This window comes from Deinococcus pimensis DSM 21231 (assembly GCF_000519345.1).
Classification (GTDB): Bacteria; Deinococcota; Deinococci; order Deinococcales; family Deinococcaceae; genus Deinococcus_A; species Deinococcus_A pimensis.
Genome location: NZ_KI912641.1, coordinates 7859 through 22714, shown reverse-complemented (window position 1 = coordinate 22714; position 14856 = coordinate 7859). Strand labels below are relative to the sequence as shown.

At 70.9% G+C, this 14856-nt stretch carries 11 protein-coding genes; 1 reads left to right on the top strand and 10 read right to left on the bottom strand.

The window, feature by feature from the left end; genetic code table 11:
* The 6 genes from DEIPI_RS39580 to DEIPI_RS0111390 all read right to left on the bottom strand — a co-directional run.
* On the bottom strand, positions 1–485 hold a 485-nt coding region (locus tag DEIPI_RS39580; RefSeq protein ID WP_045234152.1), incomplete at its 3' end, for a PilW family protein.
* On the bottom strand, positions 482–964 hold the full coding sequence (locus DEIPI_RS0111410; RefSeq protein ID WP_027481863.1) for a prepilin-type N-terminal cleavage/methylation domain-containing protein: 483 nt from the start codon (positions 962–964) through the stop codon (positions 482–484). The genes DEIPI_RS0111410 and DEIPI_RS39580, both read right to left, overlap by 4 nt.
* Positions 961–1428, bottom strand: coding sequence for a GspH/FimT family pseudopilin (locus DEIPI_RS35540; protein WP_169737082.1), 468 nt, complete (start codon positions 1426–1428; stop codon positions 961–963). Before DEIPI_RS35540 ends, DEIPI_RS0111410 begins: the two co-directional genes overlap by 4 nt.
* Positions 1418–1819 (bottom strand): hypothetical protein, encoded by a 402-nt coding sequence (locus DEIPI_RS0111400; RefSeq protein ID WP_027481861.1) that lies wholly within the window; start codon positions 1817–1819, stop codon positions 1418–1420. Before DEIPI_RS0111400 ends, DEIPI_RS35540 begins: the two co-directional genes overlap by 11 nt.
* A gap of 239 nt (positions 1820–2058) precedes the next feature.
* A complete protein-coding gene (locus DEIPI_RS0111395) occupies positions 2059–4374 on the bottom strand; it encodes a hypothetical protein (RefSeq protein WP_157463613.1) in 2316 nt (771 codons plus the stop codon).
* A 221-nt stretch (positions 4375–4595) separates the two neighbouring features.
* Positions 4596–5288: a Bax inhibitor-1/YccA family protein gene (locus DEIPI_RS0111390; RefSeq protein ID WP_027481859.1), complete on the bottom strand. Its 693-nt coding sequence runs from the start codon at positions 5286–5288 to the stop codon at positions 4596–4598.
* Positions 5289–5491: 203 nt separating this feature from the next.
* Here DEIPI_RS0111390 and DEIPI_RS0111385 point away from each other — a divergent pair, with 203 nt between their 5' ends.
* Complete coding sequence (locus DEIPI_RS0111385) at positions 5492–6463, top strand: MBL fold metallo-hydrolase (protein ID WP_027481858.1); 972 nt, start codon at positions 5492–5494, stop codon at positions 6461–6463.
* A gap of 46 nt (positions 6464–6509) precedes the next feature.
* Here the strand turns inward: DEIPI_RS0111385 and treY are convergent, their stop codons facing one another.
* The 4 genes from treY to DEIPI_RS30450 all read right to left on the bottom strand — a co-directional run.
* Entirely contained in the window at positions 6510–11216 is a 4707-nt protein-coding gene (gene treY / locus DEIPI_RS42085) for a malto-oligosyltrehalose synthase (protein WP_342667511.1), read from the bottom strand.
* A 131-nt stretch (positions 11217–11347) separates the two neighbouring features.
* Positions 11348–13483 (bottom strand): glycogen debranching protein GlgX, encoded by a 2136-nt coding sequence (gene glgX, locus DEIPI_RS0111370; protein WP_027481857.1) that lies wholly within the window; start codon positions 13481–13483, stop codon positions 11348–11350.
* A 292-nt stretch (positions 13484–13775) separates the two neighbouring features.
* Complete coding sequence (locus DEIPI_RS0111365) at positions 13776–14381, bottom strand: hypothetical protein (protein ID WP_027481856.1); 606 nt, start codon at positions 14379–14381, stop codon at positions 13776–13778.
* Positions 14381–14856 (bottom strand): methylenetetrahydrofolate reductase (locus tag DEIPI_RS30450; RefSeq protein ID WP_045234151.1); only part of this gene is annotated, 476 nt, incomplete at its 5' end. The genes DEIPI_RS0111365 and DEIPI_RS30450, both read right to left, overlap by 1 nt.

Sequence of the window (14856 nt, the reverse complement as noted above, 5' to 3'; positions counted from 1 at the left end):
ATCGCGTTGCGCGGCCACGTGATCGCGCCCGGCACGCCCGGCACCTCCGTCGTGGCCTCCACGAGGGCCGAGCCCTGCCCCGTGCCCGGCAGGTCCTCCGCGAAGCGCGCGCGGTCCGCCACGTAGAACACCACCGCGTGATACCTCGGAGGGCTCGTGCTCCGGCCGTCCCACACCAGCAGGGCCAGCGCCGAACGGCCCGTCGTCAGCTCCCCCTCGCTCCGGGCGCCCCGAAGACCCTCGCCCGTCGTGAGCGTCAGGCCCGCCGGGTACACGTACGACGCCTGACTGCCCACCTCCACCACCCGCGACATCGCCGCGCGCGCGTCGTCGAGCGTGAGGGTGCGCCGCTGCTGAAAGCTCGTCACGTCCTGCCCCGCCGTCAGCAGCGACAGCGCCGCGAACAGCACCACCCCCAGGATCGCGAGCCCGACGAGCAGCTCCACGACCGTCATGCCCGCGCGCCGCACCTCGGGGCGGCTCACTCCCCGCCTCCATCCTCGTGACCGCCCATGTTGCTCTTCAGCATCTCCGGACGTGGATCGCCCACCTCCGTCACGAGCGTCGTCCGCTCCACGCGCGGGCAGCGCACCGTCACCTCCACCCGGCGCAGGTGAGGCGCGCCCTTCTCCACGGGAACGAGCTCGAAGTCCTCGTCGTACACGAACGCCGTGAGGTTCGGTTCGTCCACCGTGCATCCGAACCGCAGCGAGGACGGCAGGGGCGCCTCGTCCCCGGCCAGGAACCGCTCCCGGCTCTGCCACTGACCCCGGAACGAGTCGAGCACCCCGCGCGCCACGTTCACGGCGTACGTCCGCTCCTCCGTCTGACGGCCCAGGCCCAGCGGCGTCGACAGCGCGAGCACCACCACCGCCACCGCGATCACCGCGAGCGCCACGAGGAGCTCCGGAAGGCTCACGCCCGACGTGCGCCGCGGCGCGCCTCCACCCTCGAGTGGAGTCACGGCACCACCACCTTCCCCGTCGGCAGGAGCCGCACCGTCCGCTCTCGCTCGCCGAGCCGCACCGTGAACCGCAGGGGCACCGGAATCGACGGCCGTCCTCGCCCGTCGAACGTCACCGCCCGCACGTCCGCCGCGACCCACGCCTCCCCGGACCTCCACTCGACGCGCTCCACCCGCGCGCCATGCGGGACCTCCACGACCGACGCGGACGACCCGCCCGCAGGACCGAAGCGGAGCGCGTCCTCACCCACGAGGACCTCCAGCCGGTACGGACGGTTCTCTCGCACCGCGACGCTCGCGACCTGCCGCAGCGTGCCCGCCAGCGCGAGGTTCGCGTCACGCAGACGCGACGCGTTCAGCACCCCGAGCAGGGGAGGCACCGCGATGCCCACCAGCATGCCCGCCACCAGCAACGTCATCAGGACCTCCAGCAGCGTGAACCCGCCGCGTCCCTCACGGCCCACCGCGCCCACCTCCCGCGCCCGGCAGCACCGGAATCCGTGGGCGCTCCACGACCGTCGGGGAGGGCCGCGCGCCCGCACGTCCACCCGCCCGACTCAAGGCGGGCGGACGGTACTCGGTGAGCAGACGCACCGACGCGGGAAGGCGCGCGCGTGTGAAGTCGTTCAGCACCACCCGCGATCCATCCACCAGCACCAGCGTCGGCGGCACCGTGTCGGCCCGGACGAACTCCACCAGGGACGGCGACAGGTCCTCCGGGCGAAGCGACGAGAGCGGCAGGCGCGTCACCTGCGCCTTCGTCGCCCGCGCGGGCAGCTTCCTCGTGACGCTCACGCCCGGCGGTTCCACCACCGGGGCGGGTGCGGGACGGAGCGCCACGACCGCGACCGTCACGGCCAGCAGACCCGCCAGTCAGGCGGCCCACACCCGGGTCGAGCGAGGCAGCGCCGCCCGGATGGGGGGCAGCGCGGAGATCAGCGCCTCAGGGAAAGCGGGCGTCCTGTGCGTCCGACGGGCGCCAGGGGCACGCGAACCCGGCGACACCCGCGGCGCGCCCGTGTTGGGCCGCGCGCCCGGCTCGGCGGCGCCGCCCGCCGAACCGTGCCGTCCCAGCCTGCGTGAGGGATCGCCGCTCACCTCGTCACCGCCTCGGTGCCGGTCGTGTCGAGCTTCCACTCCGCCGTGCCGCCCATCGTGCCCCGGATCAGGTTGAAGCCGTACCCGCCGTTGCGGAGCCTGCGGTCGTAGTTGATGGAGTACCCGCACTGGACCCCATCGATCCAGTAGGCGTCCTGGGTCACGTCGTGCGTGCCCGCCCTGCACTCGTTCATCCGCAGGCGCTGCTCCCACGGCAGCGTCCACGTGAAGTGATCGTTCGCCCAGCTCTTGCCGGGAGCCAGCACCCCGATCTCCCGCGCGATCATGCCGCCGTTCAGGTGCCCGCCGCGATTGCCGAGCTTCCCGCCGATCCGGCCGTTCGCGTACAGGAACGCGTCCACCCTGGTCGACTCCTGCTTGTAGGGCCGCGCGTCCACGACCGCCACGTACAGCGTGGGCCTGCCGTCACCCGAGGGCACCGTCTTGAAACTGCCGCTCACCACGCGGCCGTCCTTGTCCACGCCCCAGTAGTTCCCGGTGCGGTCCTCGTTCCTGACGAGGTGGTACGCCACGTCCCGCGCCCAGGTCCAGCCGCACGCCTGCTTCGGGCACCACTCCTCCGGGAAGGTCACCGGGAGGCCGCTGTCCGCCAGTTCCTTCTCCAGCGCCCGCACCTTGCGCCAGAACGTCCGGTCCTCGGCGCTCATGCCGTCCGTGGGGTAGGGATCCTCGTCGAGCCGCAGCTCCCGCGTGTTCACCGTCGAACGCCACGTGCCGTACGGCATGTCCTCCAGTCCCAGCAGCCGGTCGTACTGCTCGTCGCTGATCCACTGCCGGAAACGGCCCGAGGCGTCCATGCTGCCCGGCGCCATCAGTGCCCGGTACGGGTCGTCCTCGACGTTCACCACCTCCGACGCCGCCACCTCCCGGCCGCCCGCCGTCACGTACCGACCGTCCGGACGCCGCCGCACCTCCTCCGAGGTGCCCCTCCGCACGTAGAACGCCGAACCTTCCTGCAGACCGAACTGCGCGCGCATGTAGTCCGCCGCCTGCCGATCCACGCGCGCCTGCAGGGAGCCGTCGTCCCTGCGTTCGGTGAAGCTGCCCATCACGATGTTGTTCGCCGCCGCCAGCCGCGTCTCGTCCCGACCCGCCGCGATGTTGCGCCGCGCGCACTCGTCCTCGTCCTGCGTCCCCGAGCACACGCCCGCTCCCGGTTTGTCCGCCGGGTTCGCGTTCACCACGTCTCCCGCGAGGTACAGGTTGCGGCCCGAATAGAGCGCGCCACGGCCCTTCACGACGCCCCTGACGATCACGTCCCCCGTCACGTACACGTCCCGGTCAAGCACGATCGGATCCTGCGGCGTTCCGACCAGCACGAGGTTGCCCTGATACACCCTGTTCACGCGGTTCACGTTCTCCGCTTCCTTCAGGCGTCCGTTCGGCAGCACCTTCCCGGCCTCGCCGCCGATCGGGACGCCCTGCATCCGCCCGCCCGACAGGGACCCGTTCGCGCTGCGCCTCGCGACGTCCGCGTCGAGCGGGGGGAAGTCCGGCACGCCGTCCCCGTCCACGTCGGGCGGCAGCCGCTGACCGCCGTAGTTCGTGACGACCCGCCCCTCGATGTGCAGGCCGTTCACGTGATTCGCGTCCCGCTCGTCCGACGACACCTCGCGCGCGGCGATCACGTCACCCGTCACCCGCGAAAGGCGTCCCTGCCCGATCGAAGCCCGATCTCCCTCCGACGGACCGCCGGGACGGAAGAACTTCAGGGTTCCAACGTCCCCGCGTACCTGCAGGTGGCAGAACATGCAGTCCGTCGTCTCGGTCAGCAGCGCGAAGTCGAAGATGTCGTTCTCGCCGAACGACACCTTGCGCGTCACCGTCTGCGAGCCGCGCCCGTCCGTCGCGGTCGCCGCGACGCGCACCCATGCCCCGTTCCCGCCGGGCGGACTGACCTCCGTCACGCGCCAGCGCAGCGTCACCCCGTCCAGCACCGCCTCGTGCCTGCCCGCGAGCATCTCAGTTTCCGGCGCGGTCGGCGGCGTCAGCTTCCTCGGCGTGGCCCCCCGGTCCGGGTTGACCCCGTCGAGCCAGTTCGGGAGGCTGAACCCGCTGCGGCGATAGCTCTCCACCAGCATCAGCCGCGCCCGCTCGCTGTGACCGTCCGCGAGGAGCGCGAGCCGCGTCGCCGTCGCGTCGTTCGAACCGACCCAGCCGTCCCGGATGACCAGGGACGTCACGAGCAGCACCAGCACGAACACCACCGCCATCGTTCCTACCGCCGTGGCCAGCGCCACCCCCGATTGACGGCGAGCGCGGCCGGGCGGACATTCCAGGGTCGTCCTCACACCTCAAGCATGAGTGACGTTCGACACGCTCCCGACGACAACCTCACATCTGCGAGGTGAGCATTCACGCGTTTCGTCACGATCGTGCAACGCGACGTGAAACGGGGGAGGGGGAGGCCACGAGGACCTCCCCCTCCCGATGGACGCGGCCGCCCGATCATGCCTGGGGCGTCAGCGCGTCTCTCCAGTCATGCCTGGGCGTCAGCGCGTCTCTCCACGCATCAGTCGTTGCTGCGCCCGATCCCGAACAGCCGCAGCACGAACAGGAACAGGTTGATGAAGTCGAGGTACAGCGTCAGCGCGCCGAACACCGCGAGCTTCTCACCCGACTCGCTGCCCGCGTCCACGCCGCTCAGGGCCATCTCCTTGAGCTTCTGCGTGTCGTACGCGGTGAGGGCGCTGAAGAGCAGCACGCCCACCACGCTGACGATCAGGGTGAAGACGGTGCCGCCCACGAAGAGGTTCACGATCATCGCGAGGACGAGACCGATCAGGCCCATGAACAGGACGCTGCGGAAGCGCGAGAGGTCCGCCTTCGTGGCGTAGCCGTACAGGCTCATCGCGCCGAACATGCCCGCGCTCACCACGAACGCCGACGTGATGTCCGTGGCGCTGTAACGCAGGAACAGCGTCGAGAAGGTCAGGCCCGTCAGGGCCGAGTAGACCATGAACAGCACGCTCGCGACGTTCGCGCTGATCCTGTTGATGAGGAAGCTCAGGCCCAGCACGATGCCGAACTGCGCGATGACGAGCAGCAGCCAGTTCTGCGTCACCGACGCGAGGAGCGCCTCGTTGCGTGACGTGAGGTACGCGATGATCGCCGTGAGGGCGAGGCCCGCGCCCATCCACGAGTAGGCGCGGTTGAAGAAGGGCCGGATGACCGACGAAGACTTCGAAACAACGGTCGTATGCACGCTGGGTCCTTTCGGCGTCGCCACGGATCAAACCGCCCGGGCGGCGTCACCACTGGAATACGCGGCGGGCCCCGCCGGAGTTCCCGGCATTGAGCGCCCGTACCGCACTGTAACAACCCACCGAGTATGAGAGCCGCCGATTTCGCACCATGCCCCTGAACGCCAATTCGACCGGTCGCGTGCGCGCGACCCGGAGGTCACGTATGAACGACTCCTCCCACCGCAAGGACCTTCCCCGCCGCGACGCCCTCAAGCTCCTCGGCACCGCCGCCGCGCTCGGCGCCGCCTCCCCGCTCGCGCTCGGGCAGGCGCAGCAGGCCGCGCCCGCCGCGACCGGCAACACGCCCGGCAACGCCGGAGGGTTCTACAAGTTCAAACTCGGGGACTTCACCGTCACGGTCCTCAGCGACGGGCAGGCCACCGGAGGCACCGCCCTCCCCAACTGGGGTGCCAACCCGGACCGTCAGGACGTGTACGCGCAGACGCTGCGCGACAACTTCCTCGACCCGGCGAACTTCACGAACAACTTCAACCCCATGCTCGTCGACACCGGCACGCAGCGCGTCCTGATCGACACGGGACGCGGCGGCGAGCAGGGTCAGCTCACCGCGAACCTCGCCCGGGCCGGGTACCGCCCGCAGGACGTCACGGTCGTGTTCCTCACGCACGGCCACGGCGACCACATCGGCGGCGTCACCACCGCTCCCGGCACGCTGCGCTACCCCAACGCGCGGCTCGTGATGGGCGAGGCGGAATTCGGCTACTGGGCGTCGCAGGCGCAGCCGAACGCGGCCGTGCAGAACAACCTCATCGCCAACCGCGCGCGCTTCACCCTGCTCGGGGAGAACGCCGAGATCGTCCCCGGCCTCACCACCGTCCCCGCGTACGGCCACACGCCCGGCCAGTTCGCGGTGCTCGTCCGCAGCGGCCAGTCCCAGATGATGCACCTCGCCGACGCGGGCGGGCACTACATCCTGTCGCTGCAGTACCCGGAGCAGTACCTCGGCTTCGACATGGACAAGCCCACCGCCGTCGCGACGCGCGCCCGCCTCTTCGACCGCGCCGCCACGGACCGCCTCATGGTCGTCGGCTACCACTTCGCGTGGCCCGGCGTGGGGTACGTGCGGCGCGCCGGGAACGCCTACCAGTACGTGCCGGGCTTCGTGCAGCTCTGAACGCGGGCAGAGGGGGAGGCGCCCGGGTGGGCGCCTCCTGCTCGTGTCACTCGTGGGTGTCCGGGCCCGGGCCGTCCGCGCGTCTCTGCGCGCTCTTGACGAGCAGCGCCACCGGGAAGTCCCGCAGCACGTCCGCGAGGCGCAGCGTCTTCGCGCGGGACGCCGTGAACTCGCGGCCCGTCATGAGGTCCACGTAGCGTCCGCCCGCCGGGAGGGGCAGCTCCCGGTCGCCCCAGGCGTCCCCGAGCGCCCAGGGCGTCTCACCGCGCGTGAGGGTCAGGGCGAGGCGCGGCGCGACCGTCACGGCCACGCCGCGGCCCAGCGCCCGCGCGAACGCCAGGACGTGCTCGCCCGCGTCGAGCGGCACGTAGTCGCCCTCCGCGAAGAGCCGCTCGTCCGCGGCGCGCGCCCCGAGCGCCACGTGCGACACGTAGAGCTTCACCGCGCCGTCCCGGTAGTGCGTGAGCAGGTCCCGCGCGAGCGCCGCGCGGTCCGTGAGGCCCCCGTCGATGCGCCCCGTCAGCTCGCTGAGGCGCGCGTAGTCCACCGGCGCGCGGTTGTCGGGGTCCACGAGGCTCTGGTTCCACACCTCGCTGCCCTGGTACGTGTCGGGCACGCCGGGCGCGGTGAACTTCACGAGGGCCTGCGACAGGCCGCTCGCCGCGCCGTACGGACTGACGCGCTCGTGGAGTTCCGCGAGGCCGCGCGTGAACTCCTCGTCGGCGAGCATGCCGCGCACGAAGGCCTCCACGGCCTCCTCGTACTCCGCGTTCTGGTTCGTCCACGACGTGTGCCGCTTGCTCTCCTTGATCGCCTTCTGCATGTAGCCGTTCAGGCGGTCCGCGAAGCCGTCGAGGTTCCCGTCGAGCGGCCACGCGCCGAGCGCGTTCTGGTAGAAGAGGTACTCGTCGTTCAGGTCGGGCGCGCGCTCCCCGTCGAGGTCGCGGACGTACTGCCGCGCCACGCGGCCCCAGGTGCTGAGGTACGCGATCCACGTGTCCGGAAATTCCGAGAGCACGCTGATGCGGGTGCGGGTGTCCTCGCCGCGTTTCGTGTCGTGCGTGCTCGTGGCGATCATCGAGCCCGGCCATTTCTCCGCGCGGCGCGCCGCCTCCCTGTGGAAGTCCGCGACGGACGTGCCGAACACGCCGGGGTCCCCGCCGACCTCGTTGAGGCTCACGAGGCGGTTGTACTGGTAGAACGCGGTGTCCTCCGCGCCCTTGGCGGTGACGGGGCCGGTCACCTGCTGGAATTTGAGCGCGAACTCGGCGTACGCGTCACGGTCGGCGCCCTCGGGGACGCGCAGGCGCAGCACGTCCGCGAGGAAGTCGAACACGCCGGGCGCGACGTCGCGGTTGCGCCGCTTCGCCTGCCGCACGGCGCGCTCCACGTGCGTGTTGTCCGCGCGTTCGCGCGTCCCGTCGGGCCGCACGTACGTCCGGTACACCGGGAAGCACGCGATCGTCTCGATGATCGCGCTCCGCAGGGCGGACAGCGTGAAGTCGCGCGAGCGGCGGTCGGACTCCGCGAGACGCTCGAGTCGCTCGGCCAGCACGTTGATCTCCGACGAGAGGCTGGAGCGCATGATGAGCCGCTTGCCCTGGTAGAGCAGTTCCTCGTAGGGCGTCTGCTCGCCCGTGTAGCGGCGGTAGATCGCGGTGAGGTCCTCGCGCGCCTCCTGCCGCACGAACACCCCGCCGAGCTGCGCGAGGAAGTCGTAGCCCGTCGTGCCATGGATGGGCCAGCGGTCCGGGAGGGCCTCGCCGGGCTCCAGGATCTTCTCCGCGACGACGTAGAGCGGAAGCTCCTTCGCGTCCCCGCCGGTCTGGCGGGCGCGGGCCTCCTGCAGCGCGCGGAAGTAGCCCAGCGGGTCGTAGAGGCCGTCGGTGTGGTCGAGCCGCACGCCCGTCACGACGCCCTCGTCGAGAAGACGGAAGAGCAGCGCGTGCGCCCGCTCGAAGGTGGAGGGGTCCTCCATGCGGATCGCGGCGAGGTCGTTGATGTCGAAGAAGCGGCGGTAGTTGATCTCCTCGGTCGCGACGCGCCAGAAGGCGAGGCGGTAGTTCTGGTTCTGCACGAGCTGGTCGAGCAGTTCGAACCCCTCGCGCGCGTTGAAGGCCTCCACCGCCTCGTCCAGCGCCCGCGCCACGCCCTCGGAGCGGTCCGCGAGCGCCGCGAGGCGGCGGCGCAGCACGACCTTCTCCCGGGCGCGCACCTCGCGGGCGAGCGGGTCCGTCGTCTCGGAGTGCGGCAGGTTGCGCGCCTGCGTGGCGATGCTCTCGAGTTCCATGCGGTCCGCGTCGTCCTCTGCGAGGCCCGAGCGCTGCGCCGCGAGCTCCAGCAGGGGCCCCAGCGAGCGCGGCGAGACCGGGAAGCGCCGCTCGTAGTACGAGAGCCAGATGCGTCCGCGTTCACGCGTGAGCTTCAGTTCCCCGCGCTCCAGGACGCGGCCGTACTGGTCGCCGAGGGTGGGCAGCAGCACCTTCCCGTCGAGGCTGCGTTTCAGGGGCCGCCACGAGACGTCGAACACGTCCGCGAAGCGTGAGCTCTGCCCGTTCTCCAGCACGTCCTCCCACCAGGGGTTCTCGCCGTTCGCGATGCCCATGTGGTTCGGCACGAAGTCCACGACGACGCCCATGCCGCGCGCGCGGGCGTCCTCGCTCAGGGCCCGCAGGCCCTCCTCGCCGCCGAGCTCCTCGCTGATGCGCTCGAAGTTCACGAGGTTGTAGCCGTGCGTGCTGCCCGTCACCGCCTGGAAGGGAGGGGAGAGGTACAGGTCGCTCACGCCGAGCCTCGCGAGGTAGTCCAGCACGCCGCGCGCGTCCTCGAAGGTGAAGCCCGCGTGCAGCTGCAGGCGGTACGTGGCGCGCGGCACCCGCGCGCCCGCACCCGCGCCGCCCGCTCTCGGCGCGCCCTTCAGCACGGCGGCGCTCACCGGGCGCTCCCCGGCGAGCAGCACCGCCGAGCGCGGCGCGAGGCGCCCGCCCTCACCCTCCACCGTCGGGAGGACACGCGTCATGCCGCCGAGATCCGCGCGGTCCACCCGGGGCAGGACGCGCGCCTCGCGCGCGAAGTTCACGAGCAGCACCCACTGCTCCCCGCCGTGCCAGCGGCGCACCCACAGCACGTCGCCCTCGTGGCCCGCCGCCATGTCGCCGCGCGAGCGGTGACTCAGCACGGGGTCCTCGCGGCGCAGGCGCAGCAGCTCGCGGTACAGCGCGAGGGTGCTCGCGTGCTCGCCCTGCCCGGCCTCGTCCCAGTCCAGCTTGGAGCGCGCGAAGGTCTCCTGGGCCTGCGGGTCCGGAATCCGCGCGCGCAGCGCGGGGTCCTTGAAGGCCTCGAAGTGCCCGAACTCCTCCAGGCGGCCCTTCGACACGAGCTCCCCGAGCTGCCCGTGGTGATCGCTGAAGAACTGGAAGGGGCTGCTCGCCGCCCACTCCTGCCCCTGGAAGAGCAGCGGGATCTGCGGCATGAACATCAGCAGGACCGACGCCGCGAGGAAGCCGTCCTGGCCCGCCGTCTCCGGGAGGCGGTCGCCGAGCGCGCGGTTGCCGATCTGGTCGTGGTTCTGGATGAAGTACACCATGTTGTCCGCGCGCATGGGGTCCGCCGGGAAGCCGCGCTTCCAGTGATCCCCGTGCACGTCGTTCGGCAGGGGCCACTCCACGTCGCCCGAGTACACCCAGCCCCGGTTCACGCAGGCCGCGAGGTCCGCCACGCTGGGACGGTACGCCAGGTAGTGCCCGTCCTGCTCGCCCGTGAGGCACACGCGCACCTGATGGTGGAAGTCGTCGACCCACACCCCGTCCATGTGGAAGTCCGTGACGAGCTTCGGGTCGTTGCGGTAGTCCTCGCAGAACAGGAAGTGCCCGCCGCCGAGGCGGTGGACGCGCTCCGCGAGCTCGTCGAGGACGTGCCGGGGAGAGTCGTCGATGATGTTCTGCGTCGCGTCGAGGCGGAAGCCGTCGAGGCGGTACGTGGTGAGCCAGTGCTGGGCGCTGTCGAGCACGAGCGAGCGCATGTACGGGTTGGCGTAGTCGAGCGCGTCGCCCCACGGCGTCTTGTGTTCGTGCGTGAAGTACTCCGGGCTGTACGCGCCGAGGTAGTTCGCGTCGGGGCCGAAGTGGTTGTAGACCATGTCGAGGATCACGACGAGGCCCAGCCCGTGCGCCTCGTCCACGAAGGCCATCAGGTCCTCCGGGGTGCCGTACTCCCGGTACGGCGCGAAGTGATAGACGCCGTCGTAGCCCCAGCCGCGCGTGCCGGGAAAGGCGCTGACGGGCAGGAGCTCCACGCAGGTCACGCCGAGGTCGCGCAGGTACGGCAGTTTCTCCCGCGCCGCCGCGTACGTGCCCTCGGGCGTGAAGGTGCCGACGTGCAGCTCGTAGATCACGAGGTCCTCGCGCCGGACCTTCGGCGCCTCGTTCCGGAACGCGTACGTGGGCGCCCACACCTGCGCGCCGTCGTGCACGCCCTGCGGCACGAGCCGCGCGTAGGGGTCCGGGTAGACTTCCTCGCCCAGCTCGAACTTGTAGCGCGCGCCCGGCCCCACGTCCGGCACCGTCACCTCGTACAGGCCCTCGCCGCGCGCCTCCATGGGCAGGCGGCGCTGCACGTGACCGTCCTCGCCGAGCAGGACCACCGCCGCCGAGGGCGCGCGGGTGCTCCAGACGCGGAAGAGCGTCCCGCCCTCGCCGGAGAAGGCGCCGAGCGCGTGCGGGTGGGGCGGCTGGATCGTCGGTCGTGTCGTCAAGTGAATCGTCCTCCTCGGTCGGGGGCCCGTCCCCCACGTGGGTCCATCATCCGGACGGCGCCCCTCCAGGGGCGCCGTCTCTCGTTATGCCAATGGATCAGGCGCCAGCGGAGCCCGGGTGAGACGCGCGTTCAGGTTTCGTCGTTGATCCGCGCGCAACGGAAGAGCTTCAGCGAACGCGCCACGAGCGTCGTCTCCATGCCCGCCCCGATCGTCTCGTTCGCGGCGTCGTCGTTCGTGTCGAGCAGCAGCTCCCACGCCTCGCAACCGCCGAAGTCGGGCAGGGTGAACGCGAGGTCCTCGTGCGAGGCGGAGAGCAGCAGCAGCAGGTGGTCGTCGCTGAGGGGATGGCCGTGCTCGTCCGTGTCGAACAGCCCGTTGCCCGCGAGGAACATCCCGAGGCTCTGCGTGACCGGGTTCTGCCAGTCCTCGTCCGTCATCTCCGCGCCGTCGTGCCGCACCCACATGATGTCGCGGACGTCCGTGCCTCGTATGGGGCGGCCCGAGAAGAACTTGCGGCGGTGCAGCGACGGGTGCGTCTTTCTCAGCTCGATGAGCCGCTTCGTGAACGCGAGCAGATCGTGGTCGATGCTGGTCCAGTCGTACCAGCTGATCTCGTTGTCCTGACAGTACGCGTTGTTGTTCCCGCCCTGCGTGCGTCCGAACTCGTCGCCGCCGAGGATCATCGGGGTGCCCTGGCTGAGCAGCAGCGTCGCGAGGAAGTTGCGCTGCTGCCGCGCCCGCAGCCGGTTGATCTCGGGGTCGTCGGTGGGGCCCTCCACGCCGCAGTTCCACGAGCGGTTGTCGCTGTGGCCGTCCTGGTTGCCCTCCTGGTTCGCCTCGTTGTGCTTGTCGTTGTACGAGACGCTGTCGCGCAGGGTGAAGCCGTCGTGCGCGGTGACGAAGTTGATGCTCGCGTAGGGCTTGCGGCCGTCGTTCTGGTAGAGGTCGCTCGACCCGGTGAGGCGGTAGCCCAGCACGTCCGCGATGCCGCCGTCGCCCTTCCAGAAGGCGCGCATGTCGTCGCGGTACAGGCCGTTCCACTCCGCCCAGCGCACCGGGAAGTTCCCCACCTGATAGCCGCCCTCGCCGACGTCCCAGGGCTCCGCGATGAGCTTCACGGTGGACAGGATCGGGTCCTGGTGGATGATCGTGAAGAAGCTCGACAGCTGATCCACCTCGTGCAGACCGCGCGCGAGGGTGCTGGCGAGGTCGAAGCGGAAGCCGTCCACGTGCATCTCCGTGACCCAGTAGCGCAGGCTGTCCATGATGAGCTGCAGCGTCTGCGGATGACGGACGTTGAGGCTGTTGCCCGTGCCGGTGTAGTCGAAGTAGAAGCGCGGGCTGTCCCCGACGAGGCGGTAGTACGTGGGGTTGTCGATGCCCTTGAAGCTCAGGGTGGGCCCCATGTGGTTGCCCTCGGCGGTGTGGTTGTACACCACGTCGAGGATCACCTCGATGCCCGCGCGGTGCAGGGCGCGCACCATCTCCTTGAACTCCTGCACGGCGCCCACCGGGTCGCCCGCGCGGTACGCGGCGCTGTAGCGCAGTTCCGGCGCGAAGTAGCTCAGGGTGCTGTAGCCCCAGTAGTTCGTGAGGCCCTTGTCGAGCAGGAAGGGATCGTCGAGGTGCGCGTGGACCGGCATGAGCTCCACCGCCGTGATCCCGAGGTCCCTCAGGTAGCTCAGGACGGGCGCGCTCGCCATGCCCGCGTACGTGCCGCGCAGTTCCTCCGGGACGTCGGGGTGGGTCATCGTGAGACCGCGCACGTGCGCCTCGTAGATGACGCTCTGGTGGAAGGGGATGTTGAGGGGTCGGTCGCCCTGCCAGTCGAAGCTGGGGTCCGTGACGACGCCGAGCGGCACGCCGCGCGCGTCCTCGGTGTTCATGCTGAGGTCGTCCTTGCCCATCTCGTACGCGAAGACGCCGCCCTGGAAGTTCTCCACGCCCGAAAGCGCGCGCGCGTACGGGTCGAGCAGCACCACGTTCGGGTTGAAGCGCAGGCCGCGCTCGGGCTCGTAGGGGCCGTGCACGCGGTAGCCGTACTTCTGGCCGGGTTTCAGGTCCGCGACGTATCCGTGCCACACGAAGGCCGTGTGCTCGCGCAGGGCGAGGCGGGTCTCGTTGCCCTCGTCGTCGAAGAGGCACAGCTCCACCTTCGTGGCGTTCTCCGAGTACAGCGCGAAGTTGATGCCCTCGCCGTCCCAGTGCGCGCCGAGCGGGAAGGGTTGGCCGGGCTGGACGTACATCTTGGTCTGAACCTGCATGAAACCTCCGGACGGAACGCGGCGATGAGCCGCGGACTTTCACCATAGGACGCCGACCGTCCGGTATACGTGCCCCTGGAGGCGCTTCCGGACGGCGCGGAGTAAAAACGTGAGGGGAAGGGGCGCCGCCGGGGCCAGCCCGAACGGAACGCCTGGGCCGCGTGAGCCCACGGGGAAAACGTAGCAAATTCGGCGTATAGGTCGCCCTGAGCGTTCCTTGAGGTGCCGGACAGACCACACGCATGAAGGGCGGGACCGACGCGAACGTCGGTCCCGCCCTCCTGGAGCGCCGCTAGAACCCGAGGCGCGCCCGGGGACCCTGCAGACGCGCGAGCTTCTCGGGCGTCCACAGTTCGTAGGGGTACATCGGGAACTGCCGCTTGAAGCGGCCCACGCGGTCCCACACCTCACTCGTCTCACGCGGGACCACCAGGATCAGCCGGATCACGGCCTCCTGATGGTCGTAGACGTAGAAGTCGAAGTGGAAGGTCTGCTCGTTGCCCTTGTCCGTGAAGAGCGGGAACGGGAAGGGACGGTAGCGCCACAGCTTCCTGTGCTGCGTGAGGATCTGCGCGGCGACGCGCTTGAGGTTGCTCTCGGGGAACGTGTGCGTCCCGCCGTCGCGGTCGCGGAAGACGGCGCCGGGCGCGGGCGCGTCCAGCACGGGCGCGTTGGGGGGAAGGCGGCGGGTGCGTCCGGTGGCGGGTCTGCCGCCGGGACGGGGACCGCCGGGCGAGACGCGCGCCGCGCCGGGCTTGGCGGGCCCGTCCGGGCCGCGCTGGTCACTCTTCCCGCTGGGGCCGGCGGGACGCGAGGCGCGCTGGGCGCCGCCCTCGCGGGCGGGCTTCGCGGCTCGGCTGTCGCGGCGGGGGCCGCCGGGGCGTTTGGGCCTGGTCATCAGGACAGTGTAGCGTGCGCGGAGGTCCGGTCGTTCGGGCCGGGAACGTCCGCGCGGCCCAGCACGTCCCTCACCACGGCGGGCTTCCCGAGCGGGTAGAGGTGCGCGCCCGGCACGCCGAGGTCGCGCAGGTCGTCGAGCAGGCGGGCGCTCCAGAGGGTCCCGGCGCGCGCGCCGCCGTCCTCCACGGCGCGCAACAAGGCGTCCGGCACGCGCGCCCACTTCGAGACGTTCTGCGCCATCTTCACGCTCCGCAGGGGCAGCACGCCGTACAGCACCGGGATCGCGGGCGTGCCGACCGCGTCGAGGAAGCGCTCCACGTCCTCGCGGGTGAAGACGGGCTGCGTCTGCGCGAAGTCCGCGCCCGCCTCCACCTTCTCGCGCAGACGCGCCGCCTCCGCGGCGAGGTCCGCGTTCGTGGGGTTGAGCGCGACGCCCACCCGGAAGTCCGTCCCGGAGCCCAGCTCGCGGCCCG